The sequence below is a fragment of the Bradyrhizobium neotropicale genome (genome assembly GCF_001641695.1).
GTDB classification, from domain to species: domain Bacteria; phylum Pseudomonadota; class Alphaproteobacteria; order Rhizobiales; family Xanthobacteraceae; genus Bradyrhizobium; species Bradyrhizobium neotropicale.
Window position 1 is genome coordinate 67,121 of record NZ_LSEF01000058.1, and the last position, 15,967, is coordinate 83,087.

18 protein-coding genes are annotated in these 15,967 nt (G+C 64.4%); 12 read left to right on the plus strand and 6 right to left on the minus strand.

Annotated features, from left to right (window positions below; translation table 11 throughout):
• The first annotated feature begins 70 nt into the window (after nt 1-70).
• Nucleotides 71-1,027 carry a 4-hydroxybenzoate octaprenyltransferase gene (gene ubiA / locus AXW67_RS18650; RefSeq protein ID WP_063679045.1) on the plus strand — a complete coding sequence of 319 codons (957 nt, stop codon included), beginning with the start codon at nt 71-73 and terminating at the stop codon, nt 1,025-1,027.
• A gap of 104 nt (nt 1,028-1,131) precedes the next feature.
• Here ubiA and AXW67_RS18655 read toward each other — a convergent pair whose 3' ends face one another.
• The gene (locus AXW67_RS18655) at nt 1,132-1,650 is read right to left on the minus strand and encodes a DUF6101 family protein (protein WP_063679046.1); all 519 of its coding nucleotides are present in this window, start codon (nt 1,648-1,650) and stop codon (nt 1,132-1,134) included.
• Between the two features lie 273 nt (nt 1,651-1,923).
• Between AXW67_RS18655 and AXW67_RS18660 the strand changes: the two genes are divergently transcribed.
• Genes AXW67_RS18660 through lpxK form a run of 6 tightly spaced genes read left to right on the plus strand, consistent with a single transcriptional unit; the run spans nt 1,924 to nt 7,475 of the window.
• Nucleotides 1,924-3,333 (plus strand): TldD/PmbA family protein, encoded by a 1,410-nt coding sequence (locus AXW67_RS18660; protein WP_063679047.1) that lies wholly within the window; start codon nt 1,924-1,926, stop codon nt 3,331-3,333.
• Nucleotides 3,320-4,138 carry a 3'(2'),5'-bisphosphate nucleotidase CysQ gene (locus AXW67_RS18665; protein ID WP_063679048.1) on the plus strand — a complete coding sequence of 273 codons (819 nt, stop codon included), beginning with the start codon at nt 3,320-3,322 and terminating at the stop codon, nt 4,136-4,138. The genes AXW67_RS18660 and AXW67_RS18665 overlap by 14 nt, the downstream gene beginning before the upstream one ends.
• Before the next feature lie 60 nt (nt 4,139-4,198).
• Nucleotides 4,199-4,447: a DUF4170 domain-containing protein gene (locus tag AXW67_RS18670; RefSeq protein WP_027551945.1), complete on the plus strand. Its 249-nt coding sequence runs from the start codon at nt 4,199-4,201 to the stop codon at nt 4,445-4,447.
• Nucleotides 4,444-5,157 carry a lysophospholipid acyltransferase family protein gene (locus tag AXW67_RS18675; protein ID WP_027551944.1) on the plus strand — a complete coding sequence of 238 codons (714 nt, stop codon included), beginning with the start codon at nt 4,444-4,446 and terminating at the stop codon, nt 5,155-5,157. The genes AXW67_RS18670 and AXW67_RS18675 overlap by 4 nt, the downstream gene beginning before the upstream one ends.
• Nucleotides 5,120-6,466 carry a 3-deoxy-D-manno-octulosonic acid transferase gene (locus AXW67_RS18680; RefSeq protein ID WP_145927703.1) on the plus strand — a complete coding sequence of 449 codons (1,347 nt, stop codon included), beginning with the start codon at nt 5,120-5,122 and terminating at the stop codon, nt 6,464-6,466. The genes AXW67_RS18675 and AXW67_RS18680 overlap by 38 nt, the downstream gene beginning before the upstream one ends.
• On the plus strand, nt 6,459-7,475 hold the full coding sequence (gene lpxK, locus AXW67_RS18685) for a tetraacyldisaccharide 4'-kinase (RefSeq protein ID WP_063679049.1): 1,017 nt from the start codon (nt 6,459-6,461) through the stop codon (nt 7,473-7,475). The genes AXW67_RS18680 and lpxK overlap by 8 nt, the downstream gene beginning before the upstream one ends.
• Before the next feature lie 14 nt (nt 7,476-7,489).
• On the opposite strand, the gene AXW67_RS18690 is transcribed toward lpxK, so the two are convergent.
• The gene (locus AXW67_RS18690) at nt 7,490-8,719 is read right to left on the minus strand and encodes an OpgC family protein (protein ID WP_063679050.1); all 1,230 of its coding nucleotides are present in this window, start codon (nt 8,717-8,719) and stop codon (nt 7,490-7,492) included.
• Between the two features lie 124 nt (nt 8,720-8,843).
• Nucleotides 8,844-9,032 carry a hypothetical protein gene (locus AXW67_RS18695; protein ID WP_063679051.1) on the minus strand — a complete coding sequence of 63 codons (189 nt, stop codon included), beginning with the start codon at nt 9,030-9,032 and terminating at the stop codon, nt 8,844-8,846.
• A 629-nt stretch (nt 9,033-9,661) separates the two neighbouring features.
• On the opposite strand from AXW67_RS18695, the gene AXW67_RS18700 reads away from it, so the two are divergent.
• The 3 genes from AXW67_RS18700 to AXW67_RS18715 all read left to right on the plus strand — a co-directional run bounded on the left by AXW67_RS18700 (nt 9,662) and on the right by AXW67_RS18715 (nt 12,363).
• Nucleotides 9,662-10,591 carry a helix-turn-helix domain-containing protein gene (locus tag AXW67_RS18700; protein WP_245315621.1) on the plus strand — a complete coding sequence of 310 codons (930 nt, stop codon included), beginning with the start codon at nt 9,662-9,664 and terminating at the stop codon, nt 10,589-10,591.
• 288 nt (nt 10,592-10,879) lie between these two features.
• Nucleotides 10,880-11,857 (plus strand): helix-turn-helix transcriptional regulator, encoded by a 978-nt coding sequence (locus AXW67_RS40630; protein WP_082907952.1) that lies wholly within the window; start codon nt 10,880-10,882, stop codon nt 11,855-11,857.
• Nucleotides 11,858-12,042: 185 nt separating this feature from the next.
• Nucleotides 12,043-12,363: a hypothetical protein gene (locus AXW67_RS18715; protein WP_063679055.1), complete on the plus strand. Its 321-nt coding sequence runs from the start codon at nt 12,043-12,045 to the stop codon at nt 12,361-12,363.
• 16 nt (nt 12,364-12,379) lie between these two features.
• Here the strand turns inward: AXW67_RS18715 and AXW67_RS18720 are convergent, their stop codons facing one another.
• Nucleotides 12,380-12,607, minus strand: a complete 228-nt coding sequence (locus tag AXW67_RS18720) for a DUF2093 domain-containing protein (protein ID WP_063679145.1) — start codon at nt 12,605-12,607, stop codon at nt 12,380-12,382.
• 176 nt (nt 12,608-12,783) lie between these two features.
• On the opposite strand from AXW67_RS18720, the gene AXW67_RS18725 reads away from it, so the two are divergent.
• Nucleotides 12,784-13,632, plus strand: coding sequence for a dienelactone hydrolase family protein (locus AXW67_RS18725; protein WP_063679056.1), 849 nt, complete (start codon nt 12,784-12,786; stop codon nt 13,630-13,632).
• A 170-nt stretch (nt 13,633-13,802) separates the two neighbouring features.
• Nucleotides 13,803-13,952: a hypothetical protein gene (locus AXW67_RS42000; protein ID WP_145927705.1), complete on the plus strand. Its 150-nt coding sequence runs from the start codon at nt 13,803-13,805 to the stop codon at nt 13,950-13,952.
• A 189-nt stretch (nt 13,953-14,141) separates the two neighbouring features.
• On the opposite strand, the gene AXW67_RS18730 is transcribed toward AXW67_RS42000, so the two are convergent.
• Together AXW67_RS18730 and AXW67_RS18735 are read right to left on the minus strand one after the other, a co-directional pair.
• The gene (locus AXW67_RS18730; RefSeq protein WP_161491272.1) at nt 14,142-14,600 is read right to left on the minus strand and encodes a nuclear transport factor 2 family protein; all 459 of its coding nucleotides are present in this window, start codon (nt 14,598-14,600) and stop codon (nt 14,142-14,144) included.
• Between the two features lie 93 nt (nt 14,601-14,693).
• Nucleotides 14,694-15,893: a cytochrome P450 gene (locus AXW67_RS18735; RefSeq protein WP_063679058.1), complete on the minus strand. Its 1,200-nt coding sequence runs from the start codon at nt 15,891-15,893 to the stop codon at nt 14,694-14,696.
• Nucleotides 15,894-15,967 lie beyond the last annotated feature (74 nt).

A 15,967-nucleotide genomic window follows, 5' to 3' on the forward strand; every position in this document is an offset into this window, starting at 1 on the left:
GCGGCACGTGAGCTGTGATTTCTAGCTAGTGCCCTTATAGTTTTCGAAGTTCGTACCGGAATGCATAGCGATGGAATACGAACTTCGAAAACCGGGCACTAGCGCCTCCGCCCGCGTTGCCGATTCCACCGGCAACTGGGTGGATACGGTCGCGCCGCAATGGGCGCGGCCTTACCTGCGGCTGTCCCGCTTCGATCGTCCGATTGGCTCCTGGCTTCTGTTGATGCCGTGCTGGTGGTCGGCAGCGCTCGCCGCCGGCATGGCGCACGACATCGGCAGCCTGCCGCTCATCATCGTCCTGTTCTTCATCGGCGCCTTCGTGATGCGTGGCGCCGGCTGCACCTGGAACGACATCACCGACCGCGACCTCGATGCCAGGGTCGAGCGTACGCGTTCGCGGCCGCTGCCCTCTGGGCAGGTGAGCGTGACGCAGGCGCTGATCTTCCTGGTCGCGCAGGCCCTGATCGGGCTCGTCGTGCTGCTGCAGTTCAACCGCTTCGCGATTTTGACCGGGATCGCCTCGCTCGTGATCGTCGCGATCTATCCCTTCATGAAGCGCATCACCTGGTGGCCGCAGATCGTGCTCGGCCTCGCCTTCTCCTGGGGCGCCCTGATGGGATTTGCCGTCACCTTCGCCCGCATCGATGTGACCGCGCTCGTGCTCTATGCCGGCGCGATCGCCTGGGTAATCGGCTATGACACCATCTACGCGCACCAGGACACCGAGGACGATGCGCTGATCGGCATCAAGTCGACCGCGCGCCTGTTCGGCGCGCACACGCATCAGGCGCTCATCATGTTCTACGGGCTCGCGGTGATGCTGATCGGCATCGCGCTGGCATCTGGCGATGCGCGCTGGCCGGCCTGGCTCGGGCTGTTGGCCTTCGCCCTGCATCTGGTCTGGCAGATCATGCGGCTCAGGATCAACGATCCTGCGCTCTGTTTGCGGCTATTCAAATCGAACCGCGATGCGGGGCTGCTATTGTTTGCGGGATTGCTCGCGGACGCGGTGATGCGGGCAGCGTAGAACTCGTAGGGTGGGTTAGCGAAGCTTAACCCACCACTGTCTGCTTCTGCGGACACAAAAGAGGTGGGTTACGCCTTCGGCTAACCCACCCTACAAATCCTTGCTCAGTTCCTTGCGATGATCTCGCGCTCGTCGCGATGAATGGAAAGCTCGCGCGCAATGCCGGCGCGGCGGCGCATCAGGAATTTCGGACGGCGGGCGCGGATGGCGTTGCATCGGCGGCGCCGCGGCGCGGGCTCGCGCGTGCCTTCGTCGAGCTGCGGCAGCGCGAAGATCTCGCTCCAGGTCGCCCAGGCTTCGAGGATCTCGTCGCCATCGGCGCTGACGAGCAGCGGAATGGAAAGCGAGGGATCGCGGTGGACCAGGACGAGCGTCTGCGCCGCGTCATCGCCGCGCAATGCGATGCCGGTGAAATCACTGACGCGGACGTTGACCGCCATCTGCATGCCGCGGATCGCACGGCGCAGCACGACGCGTTCGCGATGAAGCTCGATCTGTCTGGTGTGGCCGTCGGCGCGCGGATCGTGCGCGTCGAAGCGGACCGGAAGGGAAAGAGGGTCGAGCCGCAATGCGCGGCTCGACCCGGCGGGAGCGACCCCGCATGTTGCTGTTTGACGCCTCACGGCTTTAGTCTCCCCGCCGGGATTATGTTCCCGGTCGATGCGAGGACCTTAGCGCGGGAAGCTTCGGAAACCGCTTAAAAAGGCTGGTTAACCCCCCGTCACTGCCGCTCATGATTGACAAGACCTTGGCGCGCATGATTGACGGGACGTTGCCGCGCTGCCGCGAATCTGAGCTTTCGGCGGGCCGAAAATGCTTGAAGTCCGCTCCAATCGGGCACATCTGGTGGGTTCGGCCCCTCGGCCTTCGAACCCGCCCCCAACAGGATTTCGTTCGTGAACTCTTCACCATCCGCAAGCTCGACGCTTTCGCCCAAGGATTCCTCCAAGTCTGGCCGCGACCTGTTCGATCAGTCTCAGCTGTCGGATCTCGCGCAGCGGCTGGTGGATGCGGCGAAGCGCGCCGGCGCGGACGCCGCCGATGCGGTCGCGGTGCGCGGCATCTCGCAGGGCGTCGAGGTGCGTGACGGCCGCGTCGAGGAATCCGAGCGTTCCGAGGGCGACGATGTCGGGCTGCGCGTGCTGGTCGGCCAGCGCCAGGCGGTGGTGTCGACCAACGACGTCAGCGGCGATGCCGTCGCCAAGCTCGCTGAGCGTGCGGTGGCGATGGCGCGCGTTGCGCCAGTCGACAAATATGTCGGGCTCGCCGATCCCGCGCTGCTTGCGCGCGACTTCCCCGATCTCGACCTGCTCGATTCCAACGTGCCGGCGACCACCGAGCTCGAGCGGCGTGCGCTCGAAGCGGAAGCGGCCGCGATCGCCGTGAAGGGCGTGACCAAGTCCGGCGGCGCGTCGGCTTCCGCCGGTATCGGCGGCATGGTGCTCGTCACCAGCACCGGCTTCCATGGCTCTTATCTGCGCTCGAGCCAGGGCATCTCCGCGACCGCGATCTCCGGCGAAGGCACCGGCATGGAGCGCGACTATGATTTCACCTCGGCGCCGCATGCCTCGGATCTCCTGTCGCCCGAATATGTCGGCCGTTCGGCCGGCGAGCGTACGGTGAAGCGCTCCAATCCGCGCAAGGTCGAGACCTGCAAGGTGCCGGTCGTGTTCGATCCGCGCGTGGCGGGCTCGCTGGTCGGCCATGTCGTCGGCGCCATCAACGGCGCCTCGATCGCGCGCAAGACGAGCTTTTTGAAGGACAAGCTCGGTCAGCAACTCTTCGCCAGGAACATCCGCATCATCGACGATCCGCTGCGCAAGCGCGGCCTGCGCTCGCAGACCTTCGATGCGGAAGGCGTCGCCGTGAAGAGGCAGGCGCTGGTCGACGAGGGCGTGCTGACGACCTGGCTTTTGGATTGCGCGACCGCGCGCGAGCTGGGCCTTGCGACCACCGGCCATGCCCATCGCGGCGTGTCGTCCTCGCCCTCGCCGGGGCCGTACAATCTGCATCTCGAGGCCGGCACGCCGACGCCGGCCGAGCTGATCTCCGACATCAAGCAGGGTTTCTACGTCACCGACCTGATCGGCTCGGGCGTCAATGGCGTCACCGGCGATTACAGCCGCGGCGCCTCCGGCTTCTGGATCGAGAACGGCGAAATCACCTATCCCGTGAGCGAGGTCACGATCGCAGGGCACCTGTTCGAGATCTTCAAGTCGATGCAGCCCGCCAGCGACCTCGAGTTCCGCTACGGCATCAATGCGCCGACGGTGCGCATCGAGGGTTTGACGCTTGGCGGACGCTGACGCGAACTCCCTGGACGAGACCATTCTGGCCCGCGACGCGGCGCTGCTGAAAGACACGGTGCGGGAAGCAGGCGCGCTCGCGCTGTCGATGTTCGGCACCGAGCTGAAGAAGTGGATCAAGGGCGCGTCCTCGCCGGTCTCCGAAGCCGACATCGCCGTCAACGATCTCCTCGAAGCGCGCTTGCGCGGCGCGACGCCCGATTATGGCTGGTTGTCGGAGGAAAGCGCCGATGACCAGGCGCGGCTGTCGCGGCGCCTGGTCTGGGTCGTCGATCCCATCGACGGCACGCGCAACTATCTGGGCGGCCACGACGACTGGTGCGTCAGCGTAGCGCTGGTCGAGGGGGCCTCGCCCGTGCTCGCTGCGGTGTTCGCGCCGACCAGCGACGAGTTCTTTTTCGCCGCGCGCGGGCAGGACACGACCCTCAACGACAGGCGCGTGCGGGCGAGGCTAGGGGCCGAGCTCGACTTCTCCCGCGTGGCCGGCCCGAAACCGCTGGTCGAGCGGCTCAAGCCATCACCGGGCGAGATCAAGCTGCATCCGCGAATCGGTTCGCTGGCGCTTCGGCTGTGCCGGGTCGCCCACGGCGCGCTGGATGCGGCTTTTGCGGGGGGCAATAGCCATGATTGGGATCTTGCGGCTGCGGATTTGATCGTGCAGGAAGCGGATGGTAGGATGAGCGACCTCTCCGGAGAACCCCTCCTCTATAACCGCCGGGAAGTGGCGCACGGGGTGCTGGTGGCAGCGGGCCTGGATCGTCATGCGAGCATCGTCGCGCATTTTCGAAACCGCCCCTTGCCCTGAAGCGCGTCGGCTGTGCTTGTCGAATACTGCTTGCCGGGCAGTCCGTTAGGAAGAGAATCCATGTCAGATAGTGCCCCGCAACAACTGCTGCATCTCGTCATCGGCGGCGAGCTCGTCGATCTCGAGCACAACACGTTCAAGAATCTCGACGACGTCGAGATCGTCGGCCTCTATCCGAACTATGCGACCGCTCACGCCGCCTGGCGGGCCAAGGCGCAGAGCACGGTCGACAATGCGCAGATGCGCTATTTCATCGTCCATCTCCACCGGCTGCTCGACCCGAATCAAGAATCGAAGCCGGCACGTTGAAGAGACTGCTTCGCAATACGCTGCGGAGCAGCTGGTTTCAGCGTGCCGTCGGGATCCTGGCGGCCGAATATCTGCGGCTGGTCTGGCGGACCAACAAGTTCACGTTCGATCCGCCTGACGTCTACGCTCGCGTCGAGCCGCAGATCCCTGCGATCTTCGCCTTCTGGCACGGCCAGCATTTCCTCACCCCGTTCATCAAGAACAAGGACTGGTACAAGGCCAGGGTGCTGATCTCCCGGCACCGCGACGGCGAGTTCAATGCCATCGCCGCCGAGCGGCTCGGCATCGGCACGATCCGCGGTTCCGGCGATCATGGCGGGGCTTTCCACCGCAAAGGTGGGGTCGGCGCCTTCAAGGAGATGGTGCGCACGCTTCAGGACGGTTGTAATGTCGCGCTGACCGCCGATGTCCCGAAGCGCTCGCGCGTGGCCGGACTCGGCATCATCATGCTCGCACGGGAATCGGGGCGGCCGATCATGCCTTTCGCGATGGCGACCAGTCGCTTCATCCGGCTGAAGAACTGGGACCGCACCACCATCAATTTGCCATTCGGACGGGGCGCCCTGGTCGGCATCAAGGAAATCCACGTCCCTCCGGACGCCGACGCGGCCACCATGGAAGCGCTGCGGCAGGATCTGGAGGACACCTTGAACGAAGCGACCCGTCGCGCCTATGCGCAACTCGGCCGCCCGGGACCCCAAGATGCCTAAGTCGCTGCCTAGTTCGCTGCCGATGACGCTGCGGATGTACAGGCGCCTGGCTTCCGGCCTGGTGCCACTTGCGCCTGCGCTGATCAAGCGGCGGCTGAAGCAGGGCAAGGAAGACCCCGCGCGCGTCGGCGAGCGGCGCGGCCTGTCCCGGGACGTGCGGCCGCACGGGCCGCTGGTCTGGATCCATGGCGCGAGCGTCGGCGAGGTGCTGGCTGCGGCGGCGCTGATCGAACGGCTGCGCGATCTCAACCTGCGCATCCTGCTCACCTCAGGCACCGTGACCTCGGCCGCCGTCGTGGCCAAGCGTTTCCCGCCCGACGTCATCCATCAATACGTGCCGTACGATTCCCCGCGCTACGTCGCGCGCTTCCTCGATCACTGGAAGCCATCGCTGGCGCTGTTCATCGAATCCGATTTGTGGCCGAACCTGATCCTGGCCGGCGCGGCGCGCCGCTTGCCGATGGTGCTGATCAACGGGCGGATGTCGCACCGCTCCTTCCCGCGCTGGCGGCGGATGCACGGCACCATCTCGGCGCTCTTGTCGCGCTTCGACATCTGCCTGGCGCAATCGAAGATCGACGCCGAGCGTTTTGCCACGCTTGGCGGCCGCGACGTCGTCATCACCGGCAATCTCAAGCTCGACGTGCCGGCGCCGCCCGCAGATCCCGCCAAGCTCGAGCGCCTGATGGCGATGACGCGGGGCCGTCCGATCATCGTCGCGGCCTCGACCCATCCGGGCGAGGACGAGATGCTGGTGGCGGCGCATCGCAGCCTCGTCGGCTTCTTTCCGCAGCTCCTGACCGTGATCGTGCCGCGCCATCCGGATCGCGGCTCCTCGATCGCCGGCCTGATCACGGCCTCGGGCCTGACGCCGGCCCTGCGCTCGCGCGAGGAGCTGCCGACGGCCACGACCGACATCTACGTCGCCGACACCATGGGGGAGCTCGGCCTGTTCTACCGCCTCTCGCCGATCGTGTTCATGGGCGGGTCGCTGATCCCCCATGGCGGGCAGAACCCGATCGAGGCGATCAAGCTCGGCGCTGCGATCGTCCATGGTCCGCACGTCTTCAACTTCACCGACGTCTATGCGGCGCTCGACGGAAGCGGCGGGACGCGGCAGGCGGAGTCGCAGGAAGCTCTGGTGAAGCAGCTCGGCCAGCTGCTGGCCGATCCAGCCGTGCGCGACAGAATGCAGCGCGCCGGCACCGGCGTGGTCGAGGAACTCGGCGGTGCGCTCGATCGCACCATGGCGGCGCTCGAGCCGTATCTGCTGCAATTGCGGATCGAGATGGGAGCCGCCAATGCGTGAGCCGGCCTTCTGGTACCGGCCACGTTCCCCGAAGTCGCATCTTCTCCAGCCATTGGGCGCGCTCTACGGCGCGATCACCGCGCGGCGCATGGCGCGCAAGGGCTTCGACGCCGGCATCCCCGTGATCTGCGTCGGCAACTACCATGTCGGCGGCGCCGGCAAGACGCCGACCGTGCTCGCGCTGACCAAGCTGTTGCGCGAGCTCGGCGAGACACCGGTCGTGCTCAGCCGCGGCTATGGCGGACGCCTGAAGGGCCCCGTCATGGTCGATCGCGAGCGGCACACCGCGGCCGATGTCGGCGACGAGCCCCTGATGATGGTGCGCGACGTGCCGGTCGCGGTCGCGCGCGACCGCCTCGACGGCGTGGCGCTCGCCAGGTCGCAAGGCGCGACCGTCATCCTGATGGATGACGGCTTTCAGAATCCGCACATCACCAAGGATGCTTCGCTGATCGTGATCGACAGCGAGCGCGGCCTCGGCAACGGCAAGGTGTTCCCCGCCGGCCCTCTCCGCGCGCCGCTGAAGGGGCAGCTCGCGCGCACCGACGCGCTGGTGCTGATCGGCGATGGCCATGCCGCCGACGATGTCGCGGCGGAGATCGTCGCGCGGGACAGGCCGGTGCTGCGCGCGCGGCTGAAGCCGGATGCTGCGTCCGTCGCGCAGCTCTTCGGCAGGCAGGTCCTGGCCTTCGCCGGCATCGGCGATCCCGGGCGCTTCTTCCGCACCCTGCAGGCCAGCGGCATCGACGTCGCGCGCACGCGTCCCTTCGCCGATCACCACATGTTCTCGCAGGCCGAGATCGCCGCGCTTGTCGCCGACGCCAGGCGCGAGCAGCTCACGCTTGTGACCACGGAAAAAGATCTTGCCCGCTTGCGTGGCAGCGAGGGCGTGCCTGATGACATGGTGCCGTTCGCGGTCCAGCTCGAGTTCGACGACCGCGCAGCGCTCAGCCGCCTGATCAGCGACCATCTCTACAAGGCGCGCGAGCGACGGTTCGCACGCCGCTGAGATTCACCAAGCGATTAATGTGATGTGGTCCTGGTCCCGGGCCAAAGCGTTCCGTCGGCCTGACAGCTCGAGAATGTCGGCGAGACCGTCTCGTCCATCTGCGTCCGCTGGGGCTGCCGCGAGCGCTTGTTGTTGATTGCGTGCAGCAGCCTCGCGACGGCGATCATCATCAGGATTCCAGCAAGACTGAGCAGGATCTGCATCGCGAGCCCCGCCGAGATGTCGAGCAGCGTAAGGTGGCCGGCGAGCGCCAGAAGGACGCCGAGACAATAGATCGGCAGCGAATTCTCGCCACAGCACCTCGCGCAGCGCAGCACCGGCGACGATAGCCCTCGCCAATCCTGGGGAATGAGCCGTAACGCCACAACTGCAAGAGCCAGGAAATGCAGCAGCCGCAACGGACTGAGATTGGATTTGTCCAATGGAAATACCAGGTCCGTCAATGCCTGCGGGACCAGTGGCTTGATGCCCCAACTCAGTGCAAGGACCAGGCTGAAAACCAGATAGAGAATGGCAAGAACAAGCGCTGGGCGCGACATCACCCACGGCCGGAATTTCTCTCCCTCGATGACGCACCAAGCGCCCAGCACGATCAGAAGCTGCCAGGCCAGCGGATTGAAGAACCAGACGCTGTTGGGCCAGGCTGGAACGCTCCAGCCGAAGACGTGCACGAGCGCATAAAGCGCCAGCGAAAGGCCCAGCGTCACGTTTGGTGCTCGCAGCAGCAGCCACAACAGCGGCGCGAACAACACGTGAAAGATCACGAAAACCGGCAGGACGTCGGTGTTGACAGGGCGATATTGGAGGATTGCGGCGTGCGCAAGGCTCGCCCCCGGCTGCTCGAACAGAATTCGCGTATTGCTATCGTCGGCAAGATCATCGCTGCCCGTGAGGTAGACGAGGACGGCGCAAGCGAGCGTGAGCAGCAGAAACGCGGCGTAGATGTCCCATCCCCGCCGCAGCGAACGGCCGATCATGCCGCTCCAGCCGTCGCGCTGACGTGTCCTGCCGTAGGCCAGCGCACAGGTCACGCCCGAGATGAACATGAATATCTCGGCGGCATCGCAGAAGCCGTAATTGCGCGGTGTCAGCCAGCTTCCGATGTTGTTGGGCACATGGTCAAGGAATATCCACCACAGCGCGATCCCCCGACAGGCATCGATGCGCAGGTCGCGGCCGGCCCCGCGGAACTCCGGCGGAGTTTCGCCGATCAATCGCTTCGAGGTGTGAGTTCTATCAAGCATCTGTTGACCTGCACGGCGTGCGCGCATGCCCTCATCGGAGGTAGGTCGATGAGACGTGCGGATGCTCGGGGACTTGCGCGGGCCGAGCGGGTCTCCGACCAGGCGATGCGGTTGCGCGCCCCAGCTACCTGATGGTCCGGGGTTCTTTCGTCGCCCAGCCGCTGTGCTGATCGCCGGAGTCGGAAGTATCACCGTCCTCCCACGGCTCTTGCAGCGTGTCGTCGCTGGCAACCGGTATGGAGAGCTGCTTTCGCATTTCGGCGAGGCGGGCGCGGCAGTACTCACGGTAAAGCATGTCGACTATGGTGGACATGATCGAACCCTCGCTTGATCAACAGCGTTGACATCCCGCGTGATAGATTTCGAGCATTCCAGCCGGCGGTAAAAACGAACGGTGCCGGAAAGCAATTTTTGTCCGACAAACTCTGATGACGATGTGGCGGCCAAGGAACGCCACGAAATCGGTATCAGGGGACATCCAGTGCTGCAAAACGTTTGCGTCGCGGACCGTTGAGTTCGATCAATCGCGAACGACGTCGTAAAGATGGATTTGCGCTTGCACCCTGCCAGGGACGTTCAAATCGGATCCGATGGCAGCAATTTGAAATAGAGCCATCACGCTTGTCTCCCCTTAAAGGAGATTTTCTGCACCGCGACTCTCGCAATCCGTGTAGGCGTAATTTTCTGGCCGCTACGTGAGCCAGTTCACAACAGTATTGCTCACAGGTGAATGAGACTAGCAGGCAAGTGATGTAACTTCTTGGAGTTCTGCGCACCTTTGCGAAGACGGCGTGGTGCGCGAATTGCAAAATACGGATACCGACAGCGGCCTGTCGTAGCATTTCAACCCGATGTTTTTGTCAAGGCTGGAGGTCCCCCATGTCTACGGACGCAGCCGATTTCGTATCGCATCGATTCTCGTCGCGCGAGCTTCCGGAGCGCTTGCGACTTCCGCTCTGGCGCGAGAGCTTTGTGCGAGGGATAGTTCACGTCGATATCGAGCCGATATCGAACGTTCCGTTTCAGGCCGACGCAACGCTGCAAGCGATCCCGGGTCTGCGCACGCTCGCACTGAAAGGCTCGTCCATGCGCTTCAGGCGCCTGCAGGCGAGCATTGCTGATGGTGATGACTCGATCGGTCTCATCGTCGGCTCACCCGGCAGAAGTCAGCTCTCGCAGCGCGGCCGGGACATTGGGCTTTGCGCCGGCGACGCAATCGGAATTCTGCATTCGGAGCCCGTCACCGTCACCTATGTTGACGGATTACTGTTCGGTCTGGCCGTGCCGCGCGACGCGCTTGCACAGCGCGTGACGGACATTGAAGGCCTCGCCATGCGGCTGATTTCCTGCCGAACCGAAGCGCTTCGTCTCCTGATGGCTTATCTGAAGTCGGCATTCAAGGAGGGGGCTCTGGCCGCCCCCAAGCTGCGTGATGCGGTCATGGTTCACATCCATGATCTCGTGGCGCTCGCAGTCAGCGAGTGCGCGCCCCTGGGCGAGAGCGATGCGAGCGCGGTCGTGGCCGCGCGCCACAGCGCCGTACTCGACTACATCGCGGCACACTTTCAGGACCCAGGACTTAGCGTCGAGACGGTCGCCCGTTGCCAAGGCATCTCACCTCGCTATCTGCAGCGCCTGATGGCGTCATCAGGGTCATCGTTCACCGGGCACGTGAACGAGTTGCGTCTCCAACTTGCTCTCAAGCTGCTAACCGAGGCGCGCGTCAGCGCGCAGCTGATTTCCGACATCGCCCTGGAGGTCGGCTTCTCGGATGTTTCGCATTTCAATCGCTTGTTCCGAGCTCGCTTCGGCGATTCGCCGCGTGGGGTTCGCTGCGCCGGCAGGGATCCCGGCCAGGCCGCGTGCCCCTGATCGGCGCGTGCACGAGATGGCATATGTTTTCGGAGCTCGCACATGACCACGGGCATCGTCGCTGGCGACGATAGGGCTGGTTGTTCTCGCAAGTGAAGGAAGCTGCGGTCTCGTTGCCCGCCACAATCTGCGCGGCGGGTGCGCCAACTCATCGCGCGCAGCGCGCAGCGGGGGCGCGCGCGGTCATGTCGCGTAGCCTGCCTCCCCCTTTGTAATCCATTTCACACAGCAGCGAAGCGCGGTCCGATATGATTTCCCGAGGGCTGGCCCCCAGAACGGGAGGCCGAAATGCCAACGTCATCTCACCTCTTGCGATGGTCGACCGAGATGCTGCCGGAGCGCGCGCGGTCCTCCACGTTCCGTGAGGAGTTTGCGCGGCTGAACCTCGCCTTGGACGTGATAGATCACAGCGGCGGCCGCCCGCGTATCGACGTCACCCATCTGCAGCTCGGCGCGATTGGCGTTTGTCGCCTTGTCGCCACGCCGGTGGAGTTTATCCGTCACCAACACCACCTCAAGGATAGCCGTGACCAATTCGGACTGAACATCGTCGAGGCTGGACCGGTCCAGTTTGCAAATGCCGGCGAGGACCATGTCCATGATGCCGGCTCCGCTTGTTTGGTCGACCGGGGAAGGCCGCTGCGAGTATTTGGGCCGCGTGGCGGCAACGTCAGATTCGTGACCGTGCAGGCTGCGGCCCTTAGGTCTCTGGTTGCGCACCCGGAGGATCTATCCGGTCGGCCGGTGCGTTCCGGACCGGCGCTTAGACTCCTCGACCGCTACCTGCGGTCGCTCGCCTCCTTCAAGGAGCCTCCGTCATCAAAACTGGCCTCCACCGTCGGCGCACATCTCCTCGATCTCGTGGCCGCGACGCTCGGGCCGACCGCCGAAGCTGCAAACATCGTTGCGGAGCGTGGTGTGAAGGCAGCCAAGTTGCAGGCGATCCTGGCGGAGGTCGCACAACGCTTCAGCGATCCCAATTTCGATCTGAACAATGTCGCCGGGGCGCTCGGTATGTCGCGGCGATACGTGCAAAATTTGCTCGAGGGGACCGGAAAGTCATTCACCGAGCACCTTGCAGGACGTCGACTAGAGCGTGCCTTCGCGATGTTGACTGACCCGCAGCATCTGCATTTGACCATCCTCGATATCGCGTTTGCGGTCGGCTTTGGTGATGTTTCTCATTTCAATCGCATGTTCCGCCGGCACTTCGGCGAGACGCCATCAGGCGTGCGCGCCGCATCGACCATGCGGGAGCTGAAGTGATCCTGCGACCCCACCGGATTTGGTGGGGCACTGCGGCACCGGCTCAGCGCCACATCGACAGTCAAGGGATGGGCCCTGGCTTTCGCCAGGGCGATGCAGGAGGGGCTTCGCCAGCGTGACGACGATCATTCACCCGACATTCATCGCCAGACTCCTATCGAGTTAAGTTCGATCAGGAGAGTTCCATGAAACTGCCGTCCGCGACCGTTGTTGCCAGCCTTGTGTGTCTGATTGTTGCGTCCGCCTTTGCCCAGACGCCTTCACCGCCTGCAGCCGCACCCGCCGCGCCGACCGCGACGGTGCCGGTTCCCGCGACCAAGCGCGTGACCTGTCTCAGCTCGACGCAGAACCTGAAGGGGCAGGACAAGCGGGACCAAATGCAGCTCTGCATGGCCCAGGCACGGCTCGACTGCCTGAAGCAGGCGATCGATCAGAAGATCGTCGGCGAGCCCCGGAAGACTTTCGTCAAAAGCTGTGTGGGTATGGATGGCGCGGAGCAACAATAGGCGGGCGGCCGCGTCCTTACGGCTGCGGCTTCAGCGCGCCGGGAAAATGCCGCTGCAACACTGCGGCTGGAGTGGCGTAGGCCTCCTGCAGGTCCACGCTCCAGTATTTCAGCTCGTCGAGCGGAATCCTCGTGTCCGTCACGACGCAGCGCACATAGGTCCCCGGCGAGATCACGCGGAAGTCGCCGTCGAGATATTGTACCTGCGCCTCGCCATGGCCCGAGGGGCCGAACTTGTTCAGCACGGTCGAAAGTCTCCGTGGAAGGCCCATTCAGGGCGTGATGTGATGAATCCGATTACCATAAATAGGGTGGCTTGTCCGCCCGTTAAACCCACCGACTTGTGATGTTTTGCCGCCGTTCACGCATGATAGTGCTCGCGCGAAGGATCGCTGGTCCCGGTCACTCACGGCAGTCTCCGATGCGCCTTCCGTCAATCGCCCTGTTCCTGGCGCTTCTGCTGTCGCCCGCCCATGCGGCGACCGCGCCTGCGACCGCGTCCACGCCTGCGCCGCAGCAGGTTGATATTCCGCTAGCGGGTGGGGTCCTGCATGCGCAGCTCTACAAGCCAGATGGGGCAGGGCCGTTTCCGACGGTGATTGCACTGCATGGCTGCGGGGGGCTCGGCGGCCATTCCGACCCGGTCGCGCCGCGCTATCGCGACTGGGCCCTGCAATTCCTCAAGACAGGTAACGCGGTGCTGCTGCCCGACAGCTACGGCTCGCGCGAAGTCGGGCCGCAATGCCGGGTCAAGGAAGGGCACGTCAAGGCGCGGCGCGAGCGCGTCGCCGATATCGTGGCCTCGCGCGCCTGGCTGATGAAGCAGACCTGGGTGGCGCGCGATCGGGTCAGCCTGATCGGCTGGGCGAACGGCGCCAGCGCGCTGCTCTGGGCGGTGCGCCCGCAGAATGCGGCACGCGACGCCGGGCCCGATTTTCGCGCCGCCGTCGCCTTCTACCCGGACTGCCGGATTTCCGCAGGCCTCGGCTGGAGCACGCGCGTGCCGACGCTGCTCCTGATCGGCGGCAACGATGACGTGTCGTCGCCGCCGGCCTGCCGCCAGATGATCGACGGCGCGCATGGCCGCAGCGCGCTTGCGCGCATCGTGGTCTATCCCGGCGCCTATCACGATTTCGACCGCGCCAATTTGCCGGTGCACGCGCTCGCCGGCAGCACCGACGCTGCAACGCCGGACCGTGGCCATCTCGGCACCGACACGGAAGCGCGCGCGGAGGCGCAGAAGGAAGTCGCGGAGTGGCTGGCGCGGTAGTCCGAAGCGGGGCCGCCCGAGGAACAATGTGAGGCGGACAGCCCCGCATCGACCACCGCCCTGCACGGAACAAGATGGCCGACCGGGAATCTACGGATGGAACGGCTGCCGGTTTCAGCGCAAACAGTGCCGCCATAGTTCGACCATGATGTCGATTAAACGCCAATCACATGCGCCACCGCGTCCTGCTCTTCTCCTCTGCACTGGTCATCTTCACCGTCGCGATCTTCCTCTTCGAGGCCCGCGCCGGCGCACCGCAGCTTGCGCCGGAACATTGCGGCTTCTGGACCACGATCGACGCGGGATTGTCCTGCCGCTGAAGCGCCACCGTCACCCCGCGCAATGGCGAAGCCATTGTCCCTGGAGGTGGCCGCGACCGCGGCCCTCGAAGGGCGACGGCCCGGCCGCATCCCGGCCGTTCATCCTTCGAGGCTCGCTTCGCGAGCGCCTCAGGATGACGGGGCCGGCTGTTCAACTTTGTCGGCCGAACAGCCGCTACCGCATCTGGCTTAGAGTCCGTCGAGCGTCAGATCGTCGGCAAAGGGACGGCGGTCGCCATTTGGCATGCTCAGCCGATCGTAGTATTCGACGCAAGAGCGCACGCGCCCCGCTTCGCTGAAATCCAGGATCACAACGGCTCGGGCTTTGAACGCCCTGTCAGTCGGCTCTACTCGATGGTCCGGAGGTCCAAGAGCCTCACCGCTAAAGGTGCCTTGCCCAAGATATTGGATGACTGCGGTTCGTCCATCGACGAGAATCCTTTCAACGTCGGCCCGAAAATCGGGAACGGCGGCATGCCACTTCTCATGATGGATACTGACGAACTTTGTGCCCCTCCGGGCGATCCCAAAGGCAGGATCGATATAAACCCCGTCTTCCTCGAAAAGCGCCGCGAAGGCGGCCGCATCCTTCTGCAAGAGAAGGTCCATCCAGGTCCTGGCAATTTGCTTAACGCTATTTGCATCCATCATTTTCCTCCGTGCAACCCGGCTCAGCATGCTGTTCACTAAGCGCGCCCCGTCCGGCCTGAAGCACGCCTGCCCGCCGCGACGAGCCCCGAGCTATTTCGTCACAACGCGCACCGGCAATGAGCTGAGCGCGCGCAATCCGCTGCTGTCGCGGTAAACCGGCTCACCCGTGATCTCGATTGATGCGACGCGCGCGGCCAGTGCGGCCAGCACGGCTTCGCCTTCCAGCCGCGCGACCATCTGGCCGACGCAGCCGTGGATGCCGGTTCCGAACCCGATATGTCCCGCGACGCGCCGGGTGACGTCGAACTGGTCGGCTCGCTCCCACCGCGTGTCGTCGCGATTCGCCGAAGCAATCAGCAGCAACACCTTCTCGTGCTTGCCGATCGGAACGCCCGCGATCTCGGTTTCGTGCGGCGTGGTCCGGAACACGTAAGGTGCGGCGGAATCGTAGCGCAGCGTCTCGTCGAATGCTGCGCGCGCGAGCGACGGATTGGCGGCCAGGATGGCCCACTGCTCAGGATGACGGGCAAGACTATAGAGCGCCATGCCGGTGGCACTGATAGTCGTGTCCAGTCCGGCCGAGAGAAACGACCGGACGAGCAGCGGCGCCTCTTCCTGGGTGATTTCTCCGGAGTCGGCCGCTTCATAGACCTGCGCGCCGAAACTGCCGGGAGCCAAAGCGTCCCGCTGGCACTTCGCGGTGACCCAAGGCAGCACCTTGGGCGCGTGCGCCATCAGGCTTCGGAAATAATCGTTCTCCGGTCCCATGCCGGCAAACACCATCGCGCCGTAGGTCAAAAAGTTTTCGCGGCCCTCATTGTCGATACCGAGCGCGTCCGGGAACACCGTCACCGGAAACACTTCGGCGAGGTCGCGGATCGCGTCGAACGATTTCCTTTCGACAAGTTCGTCGGCGAGTTCGACCGCCTTGGCCTTGAAGGCATCCTCGAGCTTCCGCATCGCGCCCGGCGACATGATCCGCGCCAGCACTTTACGCGTGCGTGTATGCAGCGGCGGATCGGCCTCAAGCACGATGCTCGGCGGACGCCACGGCTTTTCCTTGAAGTAATTGGCGATGCCGGCGCCGCCGGCATTACTGAAGTTTACATGGTCGGCGAAGATCGCCTTGATCTCGGCAAACCGAGGCACGGCGAAGATGCCGTATTTCTCGAGGCGGATGACCGGGCCCGCGGCGCGAAGCGCGGCATAGGCGGGATAGGGATCGATGCGGGTGTCCCAGTCGAACGGATCGAAATCACTGCAGGCATAGCCGAGCGCCAATCTCGCCATTGCTCCCTCCCATTGTTGTCTTGCAGAATTAATTGACCATAGTCATTTATTTGGATGGTGGCAAGCTGCGAATG